Below are 17,859 nucleotides of genomic sequence, written 5' to 3' on the forward strand. Positions count from 1 at the left end.
GAGCCCCGGGGTGAACCGGTGCCCTGGGGCATCGCGTGCCGCAGTAATGCCGAGTGAGGAGTCCGCGTCCCGATGAGCGAGTCTGGCCACGAGCCGGTCGTTGCCGACCACGGCGTCGAGAAGGCCGGCGTCGAGAAAGCCGGTGCCGAGAAAGCCGGTGCCGACAACGTAGGTGCCGAAGGTGCCGGTGCGACGTATGCCGCGGCGGGCGTCGACATCGACGCGGGCGACGACGCCGTCGAGTTGCTGAAGCCCCATGCCGCGCGGGCTACCCGTCCCGAGGTCGTCGGCGGGGTCGGCGGGTTCGCCGGCCTGTTCTCGTTGAAGCTCGACCGCTGGAAGGAACCGCTGCTCGCGTCGTCGACCGACGGCGTCGGCACGAAGATCGCGGTCGCGCAGGCGCTCGACAAGCACGACACCGTCGGTATCGACCTGGTCGCGATGGTCGTCGACGACCTCGTCGTGACGGGTGCGGAACCGCTGTTCCTGCAGGACTACATCGCGGTCGGCAAGGTCGTTCCCAAGCGGATCGCCGCGCTCGTCGAGGGCATCTCGGAGGGCTGCGTCCAGGCGGGTTGCGCTTTGCTGGGCGGTGAGACCGCCGAGCACCCCGGCATGATGGCCGACCACGAGTACGACATCTCCGCGACCGGTGTCGGCGCGGTCGAGGCGGCCGACGTCCTCGGCCCCGACCGGGTGCGTCCCGGCGACGCGGTCATCGCGATGGGTTCGTCCGGACTGCACTCCAATGGCTACTCGCTGGCCAGGCATGTGCTGCTCGACATCGCGCGACTGCCGCTGGACGGGCACGTCGAGGAGCTCGGCCGCACGCTCGGTGAGGAACTGCTCGAACCGACGCGCATCTACGTGAAGGACTGCCTCGCGCTCGTCGCCGAGGCCGGTGTCCGCACGTTCGCCCACATCACGGGTGGCGGTCTCGAGGCGAACCTCGAGCGCGTGCTGCCACAGGGCCTCGTCGCCCACCTCGACCGCGGGTCGTGGACGCCTGCGCCCGTGTTCGCGGTGATCCAGCAGCGCGGCAAGGTCGACCGGGCGGAGATGGAGAAGACGTTCAACATGGGCGTAGGCATGGTCGCCGTCGTCGCGGCCGAGGACGTCGACCGCGCGCTGGCCGTGCTCACCGCGCGGCATGTGCCCGCGTGGGTACTCGGCGAGGTCAAGACGGCAGACGGCGGCACCGCCGACGGGCCGCGTGCCGTGCTGTCGGGTGAGCACCCGCGGTTCTGATCACCACCGTCGCTGCGTGTGCCGTCGGCCACCCTCGCCGGCGGCCCTGTGGAATCCGGTCGACACATCCCTGCCGGACGCGCCATCGTGGCTGACGTGAACGAGCTGCGCGTGTCATCCCGCTTCGTCGTCCCCGAGGGGGAACTGTCGGAGCGGTTCTCGCGCGCCTCCGGCCCCGGCGGTCAAGGGGTCAACACGACGTCGTCGCGCGTCGAGTTGTCGTTCGATGTGGCGCGGTCGGCGGCGGTGCCGGAGTCGCTGCGGTCACGGGTGCTGGCCCGTCTCGACCGGCGGCTGGCCGACGGGGTGCTCACGGTCGTGGCCGCCGAGCACAGGGAGCAGCTCCGCAACCGGCAGGCCGCCCGGGAGCGGATGGCGAACGTGCTGCGCGACGCGGCCGCGCCGCCGCCGAAGCAGCGCAAGCCGACCACACCGACGCGGGGGTCGAAGGAACGGCGGATCGCCGCGAAGAAACGCCGCTCGGACGTCAAGCGCAATCGGCGCGCCCGCCGCGACGACTGAACGGCGGCCCGCACGCCGCGGCGCCGCTTCGAGGATCCACAGTGCGACCGTGACGCCCGCCGTCGCGCCTGCCGTGTTCACCAGGACGTCGTCGACGGAGGCGACCCGCCCGATGCCGGCGACGTACTGCATCAACTCGATGCCGCAGGACGCGGCCAACGCCGACGCCGTGGTGCGGCGGGTGCTCCGCCACCACGTCCATCGCAGCGGCAGCAGCATCGCCACCGGCAACAGCAGACCGAGGTTCGCGGCGACCTGCCACGCGGCCTCCCTGTCGGCGGCCACGGGCAACAGATCCGTGCCGGGGATGACGTGCACCCGGCTTTCACCCGCCGTCGGCACCGTGACCAGTAGCAGTATCCAGCACGTCACGACTGCGATCGCCGTGTCGAGAGTCGCCGTCGTGAACGCCCGCCACACCGGAAGCCGCCGGCGTCTGCGGGACAGGAGCATCAGCCACGCTGCCGACGCCGGAACCAACATCGTCAGACCGACCGGAATGAGCCGGCCGAAATGGTGCAGCAAGAATTCCACGCGGCGGACCCCCTTGCTTTTCGCGTGCCACGAGAAGAATGGCAAAGCGAGCGCACGGGCGCACAGAGACGATCGTCGTGACGTTTTCGGACTTGCCGGGGACTCGAGTTCGGTGGTACCTGAACCGCGATTTTCCGCAATTCCGGGCCACGTGTTCCAGTGGTGCTTTCCCTGCGTTAACAGGACGTTCCCGGCGGCGAATCCTGGGGCGTCGACCCTCGTCCGTTCGTAGGTGGCCCGTCCGGGCGAATTCTTGTCGCCGTTTCGTGGTCGCCGGGTGGCGGTGTCGCCGGCGCGTTCTCGGCTACGACCGGAATGCCCACGGAAGTGTGATCATGTCCGGCGACGGACGATTTCGGAGGAATTGTCCGAAGTCGTTGCGGCGGCTCGCAGGCAGTCGGTGAGGACACGCTGCAGGTGGACACCGCGGGCAGCGTCGCATTCATGGCTGCGGACACCCGTGGCGATGAGGGCCGCGAAATCGTCGAGCAGCGCCGTGTACGCATCGGCCGCACCGCGGGAGCGCGCAAGCGTCCGCAGCCCGTGTTCGCCGTAGACCGTGAACTCCGCCGCGGTCGGCTGCACCGGGATGCGGGTCGACATACTGACCGTCGACGTCGCCCCTCCGGTGTGTGCGAGCACGATGTGCCACAGGTCGGCATCCGTACGGTGGGCGGCGGCGACCTCGGTCACCGGCCCGAGCGCAGCGTCCATCAGGTCGAGCACGTGCGGCCCGACGTCCACCAGCACGCCATCGGTGGCGCGCCACCCGGAACCCCCGTACGTGTCGCCCAGCAGTGCCCCGGACAGCCACCGCGCGGCGCCGCCCGTCCAGCCACCCACCTCACGGATACCGGCCAGCCACTCGCGGGTGTGCTGGGTGTAGCGCATCGTCAGCATCATCAGCGACGCCACGCCCGCCTCGTCGACCGCGGCGGCGACCCGGTCAGCCGTCTCGAGGTCACCGGCCAGCGGCTTCTCGAGGATGACGTGCTTACCCGCCCGCGCGGCGCGTTCGGCGAACCCGCCCTGCACGGACGGCGGGACCGCGAAGGCGACGGCGTCGACGGCGTCCAGCAGCTCGTCGAACGTGCCGGTCGCCTGCGCGCCGTGTTCGTCGGCGAGCTCGGCCGCCACCTCCGGACGTCGCGTCCAGACGGCTTCGAGTTTGGTCGCCGGATGGTCCGCCAGCCCCGGTGCGTGCACGGTCCGTGCCCACGGCCCGCCGCCGACGAGGCCGACCCGCAGCTGCGTGTCGCTCATGTCCCGCAGCGTAGGACCCGCGGCGCCGACGCGGGCGTCCGGTGATCACGTCCGGTGCCGCACGGAGCAGTCCGGAGCCGCCGCCGGACGCTCAGCTGTAGTCGTAGAACCCGCGGCCGGACTTCTTGCCCAGCATGCCGGCGTCGACCATGCGCATGAGCAGCGGCGGTGCCGCGTACGTCGGCTCCTTGTACTCGTCGTACATCGAGTCGGCGATGGCCTTGATCGTGTCCAGGCCGACCATGTCCGACAGTCGCAGCGGCCCCATCGGGTGGGCCGTGCCCTTCTCCATGCCCTCGTCGATGTCCTCGGCCGAGGCGAACCCGGCCTCGTACATCCGGATCGCCGACAACAGGTACGGCACGAGCAGTGCGTTGACGATGAAGCCGGCGCGGTCCTGGCAGTGGATCGCGGTCTTGCCGAGCGTGCCCGTGACGTGCGCCTCGGCGCGCGCCACGACGTCGTCGGCCGTGCGTACCGACGCTACCAGCTCCACGAGCGGCAGCACCGGGACCGGGTTGAAGAAATGCACGCCCACGACGTGCTCCGGCCGCTGGGTCGCCATGCCCAGCTTCATGATCGGGATGGAGGACGTGTTCGAAGCCAGGATCGCGCTGTCGGCGGTCACGACCTTGTCGAGCCTGCCGAACAGCTCCGTCTTGGCCTGTTCCTGCTCGAGGATGGCCTCGACGACGAAATCACGGTCGGCGAAGGCCTCGATGTCGGTGGTGAAGGTCAGCCGTCCGAGGGTCGCATCGACATCGGCGTCGGCGATCTTGCCCGCCTTCGCCGCACGTTGCAGCGACTTCTCGATCTTGCCCTTCCCGGCGTCCAGCGCCGACTGGCTGACCTCGTTGACCACGACGTCCAACCCTGCCCTCGCGTGTACCTCGGCGATACCCGAGCCCATCAGGCCCGCACCGACAACACCGATCCGCTGGATATCCGGCACGTTCTCTCCCTTGAGGTGTCATTGGGCACGCGGAATGCGGGGGTGGTCACCGATCGCTCGGTGCCACCCCCGCATTCGCCTGCGTCATCGACGGTAGTCGTCGTACCCGTCGTCGTACGGGTCTTCGTACCGCTCCTCGTCCTCATGGCCGTTCTGGTCCGAGGAGTTGCTCGACAGCTCTCGCTGAAGTGCCTCGAGGTCCGTGGTGGGAACGCTGTACTTGAGCTCCCGGGCCACTTTCGTCTGCTTGGCCTTAGCTCGGCCGCGCCCCATGGCTCGACCCCCTTGCGCAGGGGCGGGGCGGCCGGGGGAAATCGGCGGCCCCGCGTCGTCTCGACAACTATTTCCTAGAGGACACCGTACCGTGTCCCCCGGGCCGGACGCGACGTGGCGCGGTGTGCGAGACGCGACACCTATGAAGATCACCCTCGAACGGGCCAGCCGATGCCCGCGCCGGGGCGGCGACGTGCCAGGATTCCGGGGTGCTCCGACCCTTCGTCGCCTATCTGCGGGTTTACGAACCGCTCGTCGCCTTCGGTGAGCCGCCGGACGAGCGGCTGTCCCGTGCGGTCGAGGAGGCTGCGCTGACTCGGCCCGACGCGGGCGAGCGCGAGATGGTTATGTGGCTGAAGTCACAGGCCGGTGAGCGGCCGCGGATGCTGCCCAAGGAGCCCTCGTCCCTACCGGACGTGCTGGTGCTCGACCCCGAGGAGGTGCCGACCGAGGCGAGCGCCGAGGTCGGCCCGGGACCGCTCGTCTGCCCGCTGGAGATCCGCCCGCGTTCGGCGGCGGCGCTCGTGGGCTTCCTGGGCGAGGCGCATCCGGCGCTGAAGGGCGTCGTCGTCGACGCGCTCGGGGCGCCGGAGGACCGGATCAAGTCGCGCGCCAACTCCGCGCTGCGCGACCTCTACGGCACGTCGATGCATGTGCTGTCCACGACGTGGACCGTGCCGCTGCCGTGGTTCTCGCTGGTCGACCCGCGGCAGTTCCGGCTCGAACTCGGCTCCGGCCGAGGCGACCCGAAGCGCGAACTGTCGTGGCGCGCGCCGATGACGGACGCGCTGCGCCGGGTCGGCGAGGCCGAGGAGCTGGTCGGCAACGCGCTCGGCGAGGACGCGGGGCCGGTGCAGATCCTCAGCGAGACGCACCGTTGGCTGGCGAACTTCCACCCGGCGTCGGCCGTCGAGCTCGACTACGGCGGGCTGGTGCAGCTCGTCGACGACCTGACGCTCGAGTCGGACACCTCCGCCGACGAGGTGCACATGCTGCTCGAGGCGCTGCGCAACGGCGACGTCGACGAGGTCGGCGAGATCTTCCAGACACTGCGCGACTACTGGGGCGAACTCGCCGCCCGCGAACGCTTCAACTGAGCGTGACGGCCGTTCGTGCCCCCGAAGTGCCCTGGGGGGGCCGGTGCAGTGGTCAGCGCAGGGCATCCGCCAGCGCGGCGGTGACGCGGAGTGAGCCGACGTCGCGGTCGGCGCCCGTGACGACACCGGCACCGACGGCCATGCGGTCGACGGCCTCGCCGGTTGGTGTCTCGCCGAGCAGTCGCAACGCCTCGACCAGGATCGGCTCGCGGGCGCGCGCGTTGCCGTCGGCGATCTTCAGCGCCACCGCGGTGCCGTCCGCCAGCGTGAACGCGTGGACGCCTTCCGCTCCGCCCTTCATCAACAGTCCGGGCACGGCGTCCATCAGGACCGTGTCCTCCCGGCCCGTGCCCGCAACCAGCCACGGATACGCCCGCATGGCGCCGGCGACCCGCCGCCTGTCCCCGGACTCGGCCGTGACCAGGCGTCCGAAGGCACGGGCCAGGCCGGTCAGCGAGTAGGCCAGCAGTGGGGCGCCGCACCCGTCGACGCCGGTCCACGCGATCGGCTCGCCGGTCACCTCCGACACGGTCTCGGCGATCGTGGACTGCAGCGGGTGCTGGGGGTCGGTGTAGGTCGCGGTCGGCCAGCCCGCCGTGACACACGTCGAGAGCATCCCGGCGTGCTTGCCGGAGCAGTTCATCGCGGCCCTGCGGCGTTCGGCGGCCGGCTTTCCACGTGGTGTGTCGGGTGGGCAGTGCAGGGCGTCCTCGTCGAGGCCCGCCTTCTCCAGGAGTGTGAGCGCGCGCTCGACGTGCTCGGGCTCGCCGTTGTGCGACGCGCACACGAGCGCCAGATCGTCGTCGGCCACGTCCAAACCGGCCTGCAGCATGCCGAGCGCCTGCAACGGTTTGTTCGACGACCGCGGGTACACCGGTTCGGCGACGTCGCCGACGGCGGCGCGCACCGTTCCGTCGGGTGCGGTCACGACGAGACTGCCGTGGTGCACGCTCTCCACGAAGCCGGAGCGCACCACTTCGACGAGGGCCGTCATGCCTCGTCGTCCTCGGTGGTGGGGGCGGAACGCTGGGAGTCGAGCAGTTCGTCGACCGACGCCGTGCCGTGGGCGTACCGGCGGGCGATCTCGGCGTTGAACGTGTCGACGACGGCCTGCACCTCACGGCGCCGCTGCGACACGGACCCCTCCTGCCCGCGGTAGGAGTCGAGCGTCTCGGCGAGTTGGTCGTCGGAGAGCGACACGACGTCCGACAGGTTCGCGTCGCCGACGAGCGCCTCGGCGGCGCGGCGGTACTCGCCCGCCCGCGTCGGTTCGAGCGTCTGATGCCTGCCCGACCCGGTCGCAGGTCCGAGCGCGTTGTCGGACAGGATCGCGGTGAGCTGGGTGACAACGTCCTCGTCGCCGGGGTCGTCGGAGCTCCGCCGCAGCTGTTCCGCCTTGACGATGTCGATGCGCGCGTGCAGCAGTCTGCGCAGGTAGGAGAGGTCCGTCTCCTCCTGGGCGGCCTCGTCGCGCCGCTCCCGCAACGTCGGCAGCGGCAGTGCCTCCGGTTCACTCGCGTAGCCGGGCGCGAGGACGCGGTCGATACGACGTCGCCCGCCGGGCCGGACTTCGATCACGGGTTCATCCTGCTCTACGTCGTCGATCTGGACCAGAGGCCGGACACCTCCGGGAGTCGGGAGATGATGTCACCCTCGGAGGCGCTGCACGGCTTCGCGTCCCGGCGCGGCGCCCTCCTCGGGTACCGAGTCCGGGTCGATCGCCGCCTGCGGCCTCTCGTCGCCCGACCCCGTGATCAGCTCGGCGTCCACCGGCGTGGACCGCTTCACCAGTGCCAACGCGATCGGGCCGAGCTCGTGGTGCTGGGCGACGCTGCCGACCCGGCCGACGGTGCGGTCGCCGCGCAGCACCGGGTCGCCGGTCTCCGGATAGACCTCCATCGATCCGTCCAGGTGCAGCAGCACCATGTTGCGTGGCGGCCTGCCGACGTTGAACACCTTGGCGACCGTCTCCTGGCCGCGGTAGCAGCCCTTCGCGACGTGGGCCGCCGACCCGATCCAGCCGACCTCGTGCGGAATGGTGCGGTCGTCGGTATCGACGCCCACGCGCGCCTGCCGGGACTCCACGCGGAGCGCGTCGAACGCCCACGAGCCGGCGGGACGCGCACCCGCGTCCGTGAGGCGCTTCCAGACGTCGACCAGCTCGGCGCGCGGAACGAGCAGGTCGATCGCGTGCGGGCCCGGCCACGGCATGCGGCGTGCGAACCCGCTGCCCGGCAGCGCGGCGATCGCGAACGGCTCGGCGGGCAGCGCCACGGGTGTGTCGCCGAGGGCGGCGAGCGTCTGCTCGGCGTCCGGCCCGAGCAGCGTCAGCACGGCGTACTCGCCCGTGGCGTCGCGAATGTCGACGTCCGACCAGAACTTCATGGCCTGCAGGTAGTCGATCAGCGTCTCCTTGCCGCCGTTCGGCATGGCGCTCGTGGCGTGCGAGTCCGGGTCGGTGTCGAGGTAGACGACGTCGCCGGTGTAGCCGACGACCATGTGCGCGTCGATGTGGCCCTGGGCGTCGAGCACGAGCGACTCGGTGCCGGTGTCGGCGGGCAGTGCGGAGACGTGCTGCGACAACACGAGGTGCAGCCACGACAGCCGTTCGGAACCGCCGACGGTGATCACGTGCCGGTGCGACCGGTCGACGACCGCCACGCCGCGCGTGGCGGTGCGCTGCTCGGCGAACGGATCACCCCAGTGCCACGGCACACCCGCCTCCGGGTGGTCGTCGGGTGCCGAGACGGCGCCGGGCAGTTCGGACAGGGGCGAGGAGTACGTCATACCGCGATCGTATGTCGGTGGCCGCGCCGATGGTCGGTAGCGTTCGCGGGCCCGCTGGGTACGGTGAAGCCATGCGCGTCCTCGCTTTCCTCGACGGCACCTTCGCCGATCCCGACCAGGCCCACATCCGCGTCGACGACCTCGGTCTGGTGCGTGGTGACGGCATCTTCGAGACGATCCTCGTCACGAACGGCGTGCCGCGAGAGCTGGACGCGCACCTCGACCGCTTCGCCCGGTCGGCGGCGAAGATGGACATGGCGCCGCCGGACCGCGAGGCGTGGGAACGCGTCATCCGCCTGGTGATCGACAACTGGCCGACCGACGTCGAGCTCGCGCTGAAGATCGTGCTCACCCGCGGGATCGACGGCGACCCGGACGAGAGGCCGACGGCGTTCGCGTACGGCACCGAGATCGCGGAGTCGACGAAGACGGCGCGGCGCGACGGCATCGGCGTGGTGACGCTGAACCGCGGGTTCGAGGCGGACCTGATGGAGCGCGCGCCGTGGCTGCTGCTGGGCGCGAAGACGTTGTCGTACTCGGTGAACATGGCGGCGCAGCGGGAGGCGCGCCGCCGCGGCGCCGAGGACGTGATCTTCACCAGCACCGAGGGTTACGTGCTGGAGGGCCCGACGTCGAACGTCGTCGTGGCGCGCGGTGGCACGCTGTACACGCCGCCGCCGACGAACGGCATCCTGCCCGGTACGACGCAGGGCGACGTGTTCCGCGCGGCGGAGCGGGCAGGCTGGAAGACCGAGGTGACGCAGCTCAAGGCCGACGAGCTCGCCGCGGGGGACGCCCTGATGTTGGCCTCGTCGGTGCGGAAGCTGACGCGCGTGCACACGCTCGACGACGTCCGGCTGGCCGACGACCCGGCCGTGGCCATCCACGCCGAGCTGGCGAAGGCCTACGACGCCCAGTACGAGTGAAGCTGCGCCACCTGCGCCACCTGCGCCTCCTCATGGCGCAGGTGGGCGACTGCGATCCCGCTGAGTCATCCGCAGCGCTGAGGCGGAATGCTCCCCAAGGTCACCAAGCTGGCGTTGAGCGCTCCTGAGGTGCCCGGGGAGCGCCTCAGGGCGTGCGAAAGTTGCGCTGAACGGGTGTCGCTCGAAGGTGTGGGCGTCAGCCGACGACGCGTTCGAGCACGAGGGAGACGTGCGGAGTCTTCGGGTGGCCCATCATGGCGCGCTCCTCGACGTAGCCGAGGTTGCCGCTGCCGTCGGGCATGATCCCGTACAGTCGTTCGGCGGCTGTGACCTCCTTGGCCGTCTGTGACCGCACCACGGCGTCGGTGGCGAGTTGCCACGCGGACTGCCCGCGGGTCTGGCCGTAGAACAGCTCGATGATGCCGGAGGAGTGCGACAGCACGAGCTCGATCGTGTCGTCGGCCTGCGGGCGCCAGAAGCCGGTCTCGCGTGCGGCGGGCCGGATGACGTTGCCGTCCGCGTCGAGCAGCCAGGACCGTGCCTCGTGGTACAGGAAAGGACGGCCGTCGTGGGCGATGGTGAGCTGCTGCGCGACGCGCGCGGGCTCGTCCATCGTCGGGTAGTTGACCTCGCCCTCGCCGCGCCACACGCCGATAAGCGGCAGCAGTGCGAGGCACGCGTCGTTGAGGTCGGCGCCCTCCCGCAGGTTGGCCGTGTCGCCGGGGATCGGCATATCGTCCAGCTGCGGGATGTTGCGGTGGGCCGTTTTCTGGGCGCGTTGCGCTGCGGCCTCGATGGCCTCGTCGCCGCTCGACATCGGGGGTAAGCCTTACTCAGCGTTGGTGACGGGTGCTGTGCTGACGAACCGTGTCGCTCAGCTGTCGGTGTACAGCCGGTAGACGACGTAGCCCGCGAACCACGTCGACGCGACGATGGCCAGGATCAGCAGCGTCGTAAACAGAATCTCCACGCGCGGAAGAATAGCGCCCACGTCCCGGTTCGCCCGAGTCCCGGTGCCGCCTCGTGAGCATGGTCACCGGTCCGGGTTTCTGTCCCCGCCGCGTTCGCCAGGGCGGACGTGCCCACGTCTCCGAAACACTTAGCCCTTGCGTTAACTGTTTCGCGGGGTAATACTTAGCCGTATGGCAAAGCTTTCGACTCCTGTGGCCGGTTCGGCTCCGGCGGAGCCCGAGCTCGACGGCGTCTTCCTGGCGCTGGCCGATCCCACGCGGCGTGCGGTGATCCACCGGCTCGGCGTCGGCTCGGCGAGTGTCGGCGATCTGGCGGCCGAGGCCGCGATGACGCTGCCCTCGTTCCTCAAGCACGTGCGGATGCTCGAGCGCAGCGGCCTGATCAGGACACACAAGGACGGCCGGGTGCGTACGTGTGAGCTCGACCGGGACCGACTCGGCGTCGTCGACGGCTGGCTCGCGCAGCAGCGACGGCTCTGGGAGGAGCGCACCGACCGGCTCGAAAGCTTCGTCACCGGAAACCCCGAAACCGGCGGTGACGCCACCGCCGACGAAAGGAACGAATCATGAATCCAGAACTCGACTTCACCCTCGACCGCATCATCCGGGCGCCGCGGAAGGCCGTGTGGCAGGCGTGGGCCGACCCGGACAACCTCGCGCAGTGGTGGATCCCCGAGCCGATGCGCTGCCGGGTCGACCGGCTCGACGTGCGCCCCGGCGGCGCGTTCGTGACGCGCATGAGCGACGACGGCACCACGTTCTCGCCGCACCTGGACGCCTGTTTCCTCGCGGTCGACGAGTTCGAGCGCATCGTGTTCACCAACGCCGTCGACAGCGCGTGGCGGCCGGCCGACCCCGAGCCCGTCACGCTCGTCGCCGAGATCACGATGCGCGACCACCCGGACGGAACCGATTACCGGGTCGTGGTGCGCCATCGCGACCCCGAGGGGCTCGCCCGCCACGTCGAACTGGGCGCCGAGGACGGCTGGGGCACCGTTGCCGACCAGCTCACCCGCTTCGCCGAGAACGGCGTGGACTGACGGCTGCAGAGCGGCCACGCCGGGCGGGAGCAGGCCGGATCGGGATACCGGTCGTCACGGAGGCGTCGGCCGTGACGACGGGTCGAGGCGGTCGAGGATCGCTGCGGTGACCCACGGGGCGAAGTCGTCGTGGGGCCAGCCGCAGACCGTCACCAGGTGGTCGTAGGCCTCGTGTGAGGTGAGCAGGCCGATCGTGTCGGCGAGGCGTTCGCGCGACGTCGCGTCCTGGCTCGGGACGTCCGCGAACGCAGACGTCTCGAGCCAGGCGGTGATCTCCCGCCTGCGCATCGCGGCCAGTTCCGCCCGCGCGGCGGCCACCGTCTCGTCCGACATCGCGGCGGCGGTGAACGCCCGCCAGATGCCCAGCGAGTCGCGCAGTCCGTCGGCCAACCGGGCCGTCGCGGTGGCCAACGCTCCGGCGAGGCCGGCCCCGCCGCTCGGGAAGCCGCCTATGAGCGCGGTGATGTCGACGGTGTCCGAATCGCCCGCGAGTCCGGTGCGGAACGCGGCCAGCAGCAGGTCGGCCTTGCGCCCGGTCTGCGTCACGGTCTCGAGGCCGACCCCCGCCTCGGTGGCGATCCGCCGCATGCTCGTGCCCGCGTAGCCGTGATCGGCGAACAGTCGGCCCGCCGTGGCGATCACGTGTGCGCGGGTGCGTTCGGCCCGCTCCTGCCGTACGCGGGATCGGTAGCGACGACGGGGGCGGCGCGACTCGTCGGATTCGTCGAACTCGGCTACCATCGGAATTCGACGATACAGTGTTTCGGTCAAGTGTCGGCAGTCAGTGCCCCTGGGGGCACACAGCAACCGGTCCGCGGGAGGCCCGTCATGGCTTCAGTACTCGTGTGCGTACAGCCGGCGAGGGGGCACGTCGGACCGACGAAACCCGTCGTCGCCGCGCTGCTCGAGGCGGGGCATGACGTGGCCGTCGTGACCGGCGCCCGTTACGAGCGCGTGTTCGCCGACCTCGGCGCCGACGTGACCGTGCTCGACGACGAGGTGGACTTCGACGAGACCGACCTGAACGGCTCGGTCCCCGGTAGGGCGCGGCTGAGCGGGCTGAAACTGGGCCGGTTCGACCTGGAGAGGTTCGCGGATGCGATGCCGGCGCAGCTCCGGGCGGTCGATCAGGTGCTGGCGCGCGGCGTCGACGTCGTGTTGTGCGATCCCTTGTTCGCCGCAGGCATGGCGCTCGCGTTCCGCCGCGGAGCGCCCAGGGTTCTCGTGCTCGGGTTCGTGCCGTTGACCGCACCGATGCCGTACCGGCCCGCACCCCGCGGCATCGGTGAACGACTGCAGGGCGCGGCGTTGCGGCGATTCATGCGGTGGATGACGGCACCGGCGAGGGAGACCGCGCGGCGGCACGTCCGCGAACTCGTCGGCGCCGACACCGAGCTGTCCTTCATGGACTGGCCGATGCGCAGCGACGGCGTGCTGCAGTTGACGTGCCCCGGCTTCGAATACCCACGGGAGCTGCCCACGTCGGTGCACTTCGTCGGCCCGACGACCACGAGCGCCGCGAGCGAACACCCACTGCCGGAGTGGTGGGGTGAATTGGACGGGTCGCGGCCGGTCGTCCACGTGACGCAGGGGACGGTCGCCAACGACGACCTCGGGCGGCTCGTCGATCCGGCCGTCGAGGCGCTCGCCCCCGACGACGTGCTCGTGGTCGTCACGACCGGCGGCACCGCGCCGAGTGTCGACCCACTGCCCGCCAATGTCCGCGTGGCCGACTTCCTGCCGTACGACGAACTGCTGCCGCGGTGCGATCTGATGATCAGCAACGGCGGGTACGGCGGCGTCAACCACGCGCTGCGCCACGGCGTCCCGCTGGTCGTCGTCGGTGCCAGTGAGGACAAGTCGGAGGTGGCGGCGCGTGTGACGTGGTCGGGCGCAGGCCTGGGCTACGCGCGGGGCTCGCTGCCGGTGCCGAAGCTGCGGTCGGCCGCCCGGCGAGTGCTGGCCGACCCGGCGTACCGGCGCCGCGCGGGCGAGCTGGCGGCCGAGATCGCCGCCGGCCCGACGATCGACGACATGGTCAAACTGATCGTCGACGGTTGAGATGCGGTGGCGGTCGAACGCCCGGCGGAACGTCCGACGGTGCTGTCAGTCGTCGCGGCGGCCGGGCGAGACGAGACCCGTCTCGTAGGCCAGTGCGACGAGCCGGGAGCGGTCGCGGGCGTCGAGCTTGGTGAGCAGCCTTCCGACGTGCGTGCGCGCGGTCGCCGGGCTCATGAACAGCCGCTCGGCGATCTCCCCGTTGGAACGGCCCGCCCCGACCTCGGCCAGTACTTCGCGTTCCCGTTCGGTGAGCCCAGCCAGCCGTTCGGACGCGACGGGTGCGGGACCGTCCGCCGCCGCGCGCATGACGCGCCGGGTCACGGCCGGGGACAGCAGGGCGTCGCCGCGCGCGACGATCCGCACAGCCTCGCGCAACTCGTCCGGGGTCGCGTCCTTGAGGAGGAATCCCGCCGCACCGGCGCGGATCGCCTGGAGGATGTTCTCGTCGGTGTCGAACGTGGTGAGCACGACGACCTGCACCGCGCGCAAGTCCGGGTCGGCGACGATGCGCCGCGTGGCGTCGAGCCCGTCGACTCCGGGCATGCGGATGTCCATGAGCACCACGTCGGGGCGCTCCGCGGTCACGAGCGCGACGCCGCTGTCGGCGTCGTCGGCCTCGCCTGCCACGTCGATGTCGTCGGCGCGCTCGAGCAGCGTGCGCAGGCCTGCGCGGATGAGGTGCTGATCGTCGACGACTGCGACGCGGATCATGCGCCGTCCCGCAGTGGTATCCGTGCCGTCACGTCGAGCCCCTCTCCCGGTTCGGTCCGTATCCGCAGGGTGCCCCCGAGCAGTGTCAGGCGTTCGTGCATGCCGGTGATCCCCCAGCCTCCGGAGGGGGTCGCCGGGGACGCGCCGCGGCCGTCGTCGCTCACCCGCACCGTCACGGCATCGTCGCCGTAGTGCACGTCCACGACTGCTGAGCTGGCGTCGGCGTGCCGCAGCACGTTGCTCAACGCCTCCTGCACGACACGATAGGCCGTCACGTCCGAGACGACCGGCAGCGCGCGCGGGGCGCCGGTGGTGCGGAGGTCGACGTGCAGTCCTCCGACCGTGGCGGTGTCGACGAGTTCGCCGAGGCGGTGCAGACCGGGACGGGCCCCGGCCGTGGTGTCGTGGCTCGCGGTGTCCTCGGAGTCGGTGTCCTCGGAGTCGGCGTCCGGGTTGCGGAGCGCGTCGACGGTCGCGCGCAGTTCCCGGCCCGCGTCGCGGCAAGCCGTGCGCGCCGCGGTGAGCGACCGCTCGGCTGTGGCGGTGTCGTCGTGGAGCGTCTCCCTCGCGACGTCGGTGTGCAGTGAGATCACCGACACGGTGTGTGCCAGCAGGTCGTGCAGGTCGCGGGCGATGCGCACGCGTTCCTGTTCGACCCGACGGGCCGCCTCGGCCTCCTGTTCCAGTGCCGCCGCGGCGGCCTGTCTGTCCAATTCAGCCCGCCAGCCGCGCCGGGACCGCACGCTGTCGCCGAGTGCGATCACCGCGATCATGAGGGTTGCAGAGGTCGGCGTCTCGAGGCCCAGCACATACGACAGGTCGTCGCCCTCGACCACCCGCACGGCAGTGGACACCACGAGCAATGCCAGCGCCGTGCCGCACGCCCAGTAAAGGCGACCGCACTCGGCCGCCGAGTACAGTGCCGCCGCGACGGGAACGGCCAACCCGATGGGCGGGTAGGACAGCATGTAATAACCGAGCAGTGCCACGGCCGTGACGACCAGTACCGCGACGGGAAAGCGGCGGCGCAGGAGCATCAGCGCACCGAACAGCGCGCCGAACGCGTAGGCGGGCGAGCTGACGGTGCCGTCGCCGCCGACGTTCGCCGTGACGGCCGTGCCCACGACGATCAGCACGATCACGCCGAGAACGGTGTCGATCAGGAGCTGTCTGCGGTCGGACGCCGGTGGGGGTTCCCCGTGCGGTTCCATATTGTCCCGTGCGCTGGTGCTGTGGGGTTTGACGTGGATCATCTCCCGGTTTCGCCCGGCGTCACTGCGGCCGGAACCCGGGAACCATTCTGGCCAGCAACCACGCCACGGCGCCCGCCGCCACACCGGTGAGGACGCCGGTCAGCAGGCTGCTGCCGAAGGCGGCGCCGCGAACCACGACAGCTTCGAACGCTGGTGACAGCGCGCCCGCGAGGTTGCCGCCGAGTTCGGGCGGCTCGGCCTGGGCGACGTGCCACAGCGCTTGGTGCACGGCGCCCAGCACCACTCCGTAGCCGGCGCCCACGGCCGCGAGGGTCTGCAGCGGTGACGGGACGCGGCGCCAGAGCACGAACGCCACCCACACGGCCAGTGGCACGAAGACGAGCAGGCCGTTCAGTATCGGGGAGACGGGTCCGAGGTCGTGGGCGATCGCCCGCGGTGCGCCGAGTAGCGCCAGGCCGATGAGCGTCAGCGGTGCGATACCGAGGCGTTCGCGGAGCCGGCCGGTCATGACCGTGCTCCGGCGGTGATGCGCTCCGGGGTCTGCACGGACGCGTATCGGTGCAGCCGCAGCAGGCCGACGAAGGCGAGCGTCGCGGTCACAGTGCTCATGCCGAGCCGGAACCAGTGGCCGACCTCGAACTCGACGGCCGTCTGCGTCAGCAGTTCGGCGGAGTGCACCGCTGTGCCCTCGTCGAACATGGTCTCGTTGCGCGGCCAAAAGTACAGCATGGAGAACAGGAACTCGCCGAGCGAGAGTGAGGTGAAGCTCGCCGTGAACCACCAGTTTGCCGGCTGCACTTTCCGGACCAGCAGCAACGTGACCACGGCGGCGATCAGCGTGGCCGCACCCATCGGTGGGAAGAAGTCGGCGGGACCGGTGACGTCGAAGAAGGAACTCGCCTCGGTCAGCGACCGTGGGACATCGTGGAACACGTTGGGATAGATGACGATGGTCTCGACCGCGATTCCGCCGAAGGCCACCATGGCCAACCAGACGTACGCGGCCGAGACACAGAATCGGAGGCGGCTCACCCACATGACAGGACTCCGTATGGAAGGGGACGGACACCGACACCGGAAACGCTAGGCCGGTCCGACCCGCGGACGCGTCCGTCGCGGCGCGCCCGTCGCCTACGCTTTTCGACGTACGCCGGCCCGGAGTGAGCCGCGGGCACGTGGCGTGGTGTTCGTCGGCCCCACTCAGCCGCTCGTCCTATGTGGATTGGCTGTCGACGTCGAGTCCGATGCTTACGGGAGATTCACGACCCGGTAAGTCCCGCTGGCGAATCAACGCACTGCACGGCCTGCAGGATCTGCACACGCCTGTCCCCGTGGTCGGCGAAGTCTTTCGACCCCGACCTTTCACAGGCTTGCTCACCGGGACTTCTCTCGCCGGCTCGGCCGTCAAACGGGTTTGCGTGCGACACCGCCGACGATGTTGGCCTCGGCCGCGTCGATCGTGTCGGTGCTCTCCGGGCGCCAATCGGGAAGCCACACCAGGCCCGGTTCGACGAACTCGAAATCGCCGACCAACGCGACGATCTCGTCCCGGCTGCGCTGGGTCAATGGCAACGTCGCACGGTTGGTGTACTGCCCGGCGACCGTCCGGAACGCATCCTGTACCTCGTCGTCCTCGGTGTTCAGGCTGACATGGGTCAGCGCCAGCAGACTGCCCGGCGGCAACTGTGCACGGTAGTAGGCCAGGGGGCGTTCCGGATGCCGCTCGTCCGGCATGAAGTGCAGTAACGTCACGATCAGCAGGCAGATGGGCTCGTCCGGGTCTATACCGCCCTCGTCCAGCACCCGCTGCCACAGATCCTCGCCGTCGAAGTAGTCACCGAAGAGCGCGTAGTGCCGTTCCGGATCGGCCGTGTCCTCCAACAGGATCTGCGCATGCGCATGCGATCGGCTCGTTGTCGATGTAGACCACCCGGCATTCACCCGGCGCGACCTCGTCGGCCACCTCGTGCACGTTGCCCTGAGTCGGCAGTCCGCTACCGATATCGACGAACTGCCTGATACCGGACTCGACCGCGAACCGCACCGCTCGGCGCAGGAACTCACGGTTGGTCACCATGCCCACCCGCATCTGCGGCAACTCCCGCAACTGCTGCTCGGCGAACTCGCGGTCGACGGCATAGTTGTGCCGACCTCCGAGCACATAGTCGTAGATCCGGCCGGCGCTCGGGCATGGGCCGAGCGTAACCTCTGCCCCGCCGCACGCACACACATGCACCCATCCGCACACGGCCGCTCGGCG

General features: G+C 70.5%; 19 protein-coding genes and 2 pseudogenes. 7 read left to right on the forward strand and 14 right to left on the reverse strand.

Annotated features, from left to right (window positions below; all coding sequences use genetic code 11):
• The first annotated feature begins 72 nt into the window (after positions 1–72).
• Both purM and arfB read left to right on the forward strand, forming a co-directional pair.
• Positions 73–1,248 (forward strand): phosphoribosylformylglycinamidine cyclo-ligase, encoded by a 1,176-nt coding sequence (gene purM / locus FHS23_RS04580; protein WP_183648234.1) that lies wholly within the window; start codon positions 73–75, stop codon positions 1,246–1,248.
• A gap of 96 nt (positions 1,249–1,344) precedes the next feature.
• A complete protein-coding gene (gene arfB, locus FHS23_RS04585) occupies positions 1,345–1,770 on the forward strand; it encodes an alternative ribosome rescue aminoacyl-tRNA hydrolase ArfB (protein WP_183648237.1) in 426 nt (141 codons plus the stop codon).
• A gap of 96 nt (positions 1,771–1,866) precedes the next feature.
• Here arfB and FHS23_RS23875 read toward each other — a convergent pair.
• From FHS23_RS23875 to FHS23_RS04605, 4 genes and pseudogenes are all read right to left on the reverse strand, one after another.
• Positions 1,867–2,253, reverse strand: a pseudogene (locus FHS23_RS23875) (VanZ family protein); the annotation flags it as partial.
• Positions 2,254–2,637: 384 nt separating this feature from the next.
• The gene (locus FHS23_RS04595) at positions 2,638–3,567 is read right to left on the reverse strand and encodes a Gfo/Idh/MocA family protein (protein WP_183648241.1); all 930 of its coding nucleotides are present in this window, start codon (positions 3,565–3,567) and stop codon (positions 2,638–2,640) included.
• Positions 3,568–3,658: 91 nt separating this feature from the next.
• Positions 3,659–4,519 carry a 3-hydroxybutyryl-CoA dehydrogenase gene (locus FHS23_RS04600; protein ID WP_183648244.1) on the reverse strand — a complete coding sequence of 287 codons (861 nt, stop codon included), beginning with the start codon at positions 4,517–4,519 and terminating at the stop codon, positions 3,659–3,661.
• Positions 4,520–4,603: 84 nt separating this feature from the next.
• The gene (locus FHS23_RS04605) at positions 4,604–4,792 is read right to left on the reverse strand and encodes a DUF3073 domain-containing protein (RefSeq protein ID WP_183648247.1); all 189 of its coding nucleotides are present in this window, start codon (positions 4,790–4,792) and stop codon (positions 4,604–4,606) included.
• 209 nt (positions 4,793–5,001) lie between these two features.
• On the opposite strand from FHS23_RS04605, the gene FHS23_RS04610 reads away from it, so the two are divergent.
• Positions 5,002–5,889 carry a DUF8083 family protein gene (locus FHS23_RS04610; protein WP_183648250.1) on the forward strand — a complete coding sequence of 296 codons (888 nt, stop codon included), beginning with the start codon at positions 5,002–5,004 and terminating at the stop codon, positions 5,887–5,889.
• A gap of 52 nt (positions 5,890–5,941) precedes the next feature.
• Here the strand turns inward: FHS23_RS04610 and FHS23_RS04615 are convergent, their stop codons facing one another.
• The 3 genes from FHS23_RS04615 to ygfZ all read right to left on the reverse strand — a co-directional run bounded on the left by FHS23_RS04615 (position 5,942) and on the right by ygfZ (position 8,676).
• Positions 5,942–6,883, reverse strand: a complete 942-nt coding sequence (locus FHS23_RS04615) for an asparaginase (protein ID WP_183648253.1) — start codon at positions 6,881–6,883, stop codon at positions 5,942–5,944.
• Positions 6,880–7,467 carry an RsiG family protein gene (locus FHS23_RS04620; protein ID WP_183648256.1) on the reverse strand — a complete coding sequence of 196 codons (588 nt, stop codon included), beginning with the start codon at positions 7,465–7,467 and terminating at the stop codon, positions 6,880–6,882. The genes FHS23_RS04615 and FHS23_RS04620 overlap by 4 nt, the downstream gene beginning before the upstream one ends.
• Positions 7,468–7,536: 69 nt before the next feature.
• Positions 7,537–8,676, reverse strand: a complete 1,140-nt coding sequence (gene ygfZ / locus FHS23_RS04625) for a CAF17-like 4Fe-4S cluster assembly/insertion protein YgfZ (protein ID WP_183648259.1) — start codon at positions 8,674–8,676, stop codon at positions 7,537–7,539.
• A 71-nt stretch (positions 8,677–8,747) separates the two neighbouring features.
• Between ygfZ and FHS23_RS04630 the strand changes: the two genes are divergently transcribed.
• A complete protein-coding gene (locus tag FHS23_RS04630; RefSeq protein ID WP_183648262.1) occupies positions 8,748–9,602 on the forward strand; it encodes an aminodeoxychorismate lyase in 855 nt (284 codons plus the stop codon).
• A 196-nt stretch (positions 9,603–9,798) separates the two neighbouring features.
• Here FHS23_RS04630 and FHS23_RS04635 read toward each other — a convergent pair whose 3' ends face one another.
• Positions 9,799–10,419 carry a heme-binding beta-barrel domain-containing protein gene (locus FHS23_RS04635; RefSeq protein ID WP_183648265.1) on the reverse strand — a complete coding sequence of 207 codons (621 nt, stop codon included), beginning with the start codon at positions 10,417–10,419 and terminating at the stop codon, positions 9,799–9,801.
• A gap of 325 nt (positions 10,420–10,744) precedes the next feature.
• On the opposite strand from FHS23_RS04635, the gene FHS23_RS04640 reads away from it, so the two are divergent.
• Both FHS23_RS04640 and FHS23_RS04645 read left to right on the forward strand, forming a co-directional pair.
• Entirely contained in the window at positions 10,745–11,143 is a 399-nt protein-coding gene (locus FHS23_RS04640) for an ArsR/SmtB family transcription factor (protein ID WP_183648268.1), read from the forward strand.
• The gene (locus tag FHS23_RS04645) at positions 11,140–11,613 is read left to right on the forward strand and encodes an SRPBCC domain-containing protein (protein WP_183648272.1); all 474 of its coding nucleotides are present in this window, start codon (positions 11,140–11,142) and stop codon (positions 11,611–11,613) included. Before FHS23_RS04640 ends, FHS23_RS04645 begins: the two co-directional genes overlap by 4 nt.
• Positions 11,614–11,667: 54 nt before the next feature.
• Here the strand turns inward: FHS23_RS04645 and FHS23_RS04650 are convergent, their stop codons facing one another.
• Positions 11,668–12,354 (reverse strand): TetR family transcriptional regulator, encoded by a 687-nt coding sequence (locus tag FHS23_RS04650; RefSeq protein WP_183648275.1) that lies wholly within the window; start codon positions 12,352–12,354, stop codon positions 11,668–11,670.
• 87 nt (positions 12,355–12,441) lie between these two features.
• Between FHS23_RS04650 and FHS23_RS04655 the strand changes: the two genes are divergently transcribed.
• A complete protein-coding gene (locus FHS23_RS04655; protein ID WP_183648278.1) occupies positions 12,442–13,674 on the forward strand; it encodes a glycosyltransferase in 1,233 nt (410 codons plus the stop codon).
• A gap of 45 nt (positions 13,675–13,719) precedes the next feature.
• On the opposite strand, the gene FHS23_RS04660 is transcribed toward FHS23_RS04655, so the two are convergent.
• The 5 genes and pseudogenes from FHS23_RS04660 to FHS23_RS04680 form a co-directional block, all read right to left on the reverse strand.
• The gene (locus FHS23_RS04660; RefSeq protein ID WP_183648281.1) at positions 13,720–14,385 is read right to left on the reverse strand and encodes a response regulator transcription factor; all 666 of its coding nucleotides are present in this window, start codon (positions 14,383–14,385) and stop codon (positions 13,720–13,722) included.
• The gene (locus FHS23_RS04665) at positions 14,382–15,638 is read right to left on the reverse strand and encodes a sensor histidine kinase (RefSeq protein WP_425501077.1); all 1,257 of its coding nucleotides are present in this window, start codon (positions 15,636–15,638) and stop codon (positions 14,382–14,384) included. The genes FHS23_RS04660 and FHS23_RS04665 overlap by 4 nt, the downstream gene beginning before the upstream one ends.
• A 19-nt stretch (positions 15,639–15,657) precedes the next feature.
• On the reverse strand, positions 15,658–16,107 hold the full coding sequence (locus FHS23_RS04670; RefSeq protein WP_183648287.1) for a hypothetical protein: 450 nt from the start codon (positions 16,105–16,107) through the stop codon (positions 15,658–15,660).
• Positions 16,104–16,631 (reverse strand): DUF1772 domain-containing protein, encoded by a 528-nt coding sequence (locus FHS23_RS04675; protein WP_343053639.1) that lies wholly within the window; start codon positions 16,629–16,631, stop codon positions 16,104–16,106. Before FHS23_RS04675 ends, FHS23_RS04670 begins: the two co-directional genes overlap by 4 nt.
• A 372-nt stretch (positions 16,632–17,003) precedes the next feature.
• Positions 17,004–17,829, reverse strand: a pseudogene (locus FHS23_RS04680) (SAM-dependent methyltransferase).
• Positions 17,830–17,859 lie beyond the last annotated feature (30 nt).

The organism is Prauserella isguenensis, from assembly GCF_014191605.1.
Taxonomy (GTDB): Bacteria; Actinomycetota; Actinomycetes; order Mycobacteriales; family Pseudonocardiaceae; genus Prauserella; species Prauserella isguenensis.

Coding starts and splice junctions, on each gene's coding strand:
- purM (WP_183648234.1), top strand. CDS start 73: ATGAGCGAGTCTGGCCACGAGCCGGTCGTTGCCGACCACGGCGTCGAG.
- FHS23_RS04595 (WP_183648241.1), bottom strand. CDS start 3,567: ATGAGCGACACGCAGCTGCGGGTCGGCCTCGTCGGCGGCGGGCCGTGG.
- FHS23_RS04605 (WP_183648247.1), bottom strand. CDS start 4,792: ATGGGGCGCGGCCGAGCTAAGGCCAAGCAGACGAAAGTGGCCCGGGAG.
- FHS23_RS04615 (WP_183648253.1), bottom strand. CDS start 6,883: ATGACGGCCCTCGTCGAAGTGGTGCGCTCCGGCTTCGTGGAGAGCGTG.
- ygfZ (WP_183648259.1), bottom strand. CDS start 8,676: ATGACGTACTCCTCGCCCCTGTCCGAACTGCCCGGCGCCGTCTCGGCA.
- FHS23_RS04630 (WP_183648262.1), top strand. CDS start 8,748: ATGCGCGTCCTCGCTTTCCTCGACGGCACCTTCGCCGATCCCGACCAG.
- FHS23_RS04635 (WP_183648265.1), bottom strand. CDS start 10,419: ATGTCGAGCGGCGACGAGGCCATCGAGGCCGCAGCGCAACGCGCCCAG.
- FHS23_RS04640 (WP_183648268.1), top strand. CDS start 10,745: ATGGCAAAGCTTTCGACTCCTGTGGCCGGTTCGGCTCCGGCGGAGCCC.
- FHS23_RS04645 (WP_183648272.1), top strand. CDS start 11,140: ATGAATCCAGAACTCGACTTCACCCTCGACCGCATCATCCGGGCGCCG.
- FHS23_RS04650 (WP_183648275.1), bottom strand. CDS start 12,354: ATGGTAGCCGAGTTCGACGAATCCGACGAGTCGCGCCGCCCCCGTCGT.
- FHS23_RS04655 (WP_183648278.1), top strand. CDS start 12,442: ATGGCTTCAGTACTCGTGTGCGTACAGCCGGCGAGGGGGCACGTCGGA.
- FHS23_RS04660 (WP_183648281.1), bottom strand. CDS start 14,385: ATGATCCGCGTCGCAGTCGTCGACGATCAGCACCTCATCCGCGCAGGC.
- FHS23_RS04665 (WP_425501077.1), bottom strand. CDS start 15,638: ATGATCCACGTCAAACCCCACAGCACCAGCGCACGGGACAATATGGAA.
- FHS23_RS04670 (WP_183648287.1), bottom strand. CDS start 16,107: ATGACCGGCCGGCTCCGCGAACGCCTCGGTATCGCACCGCTGACGCTC.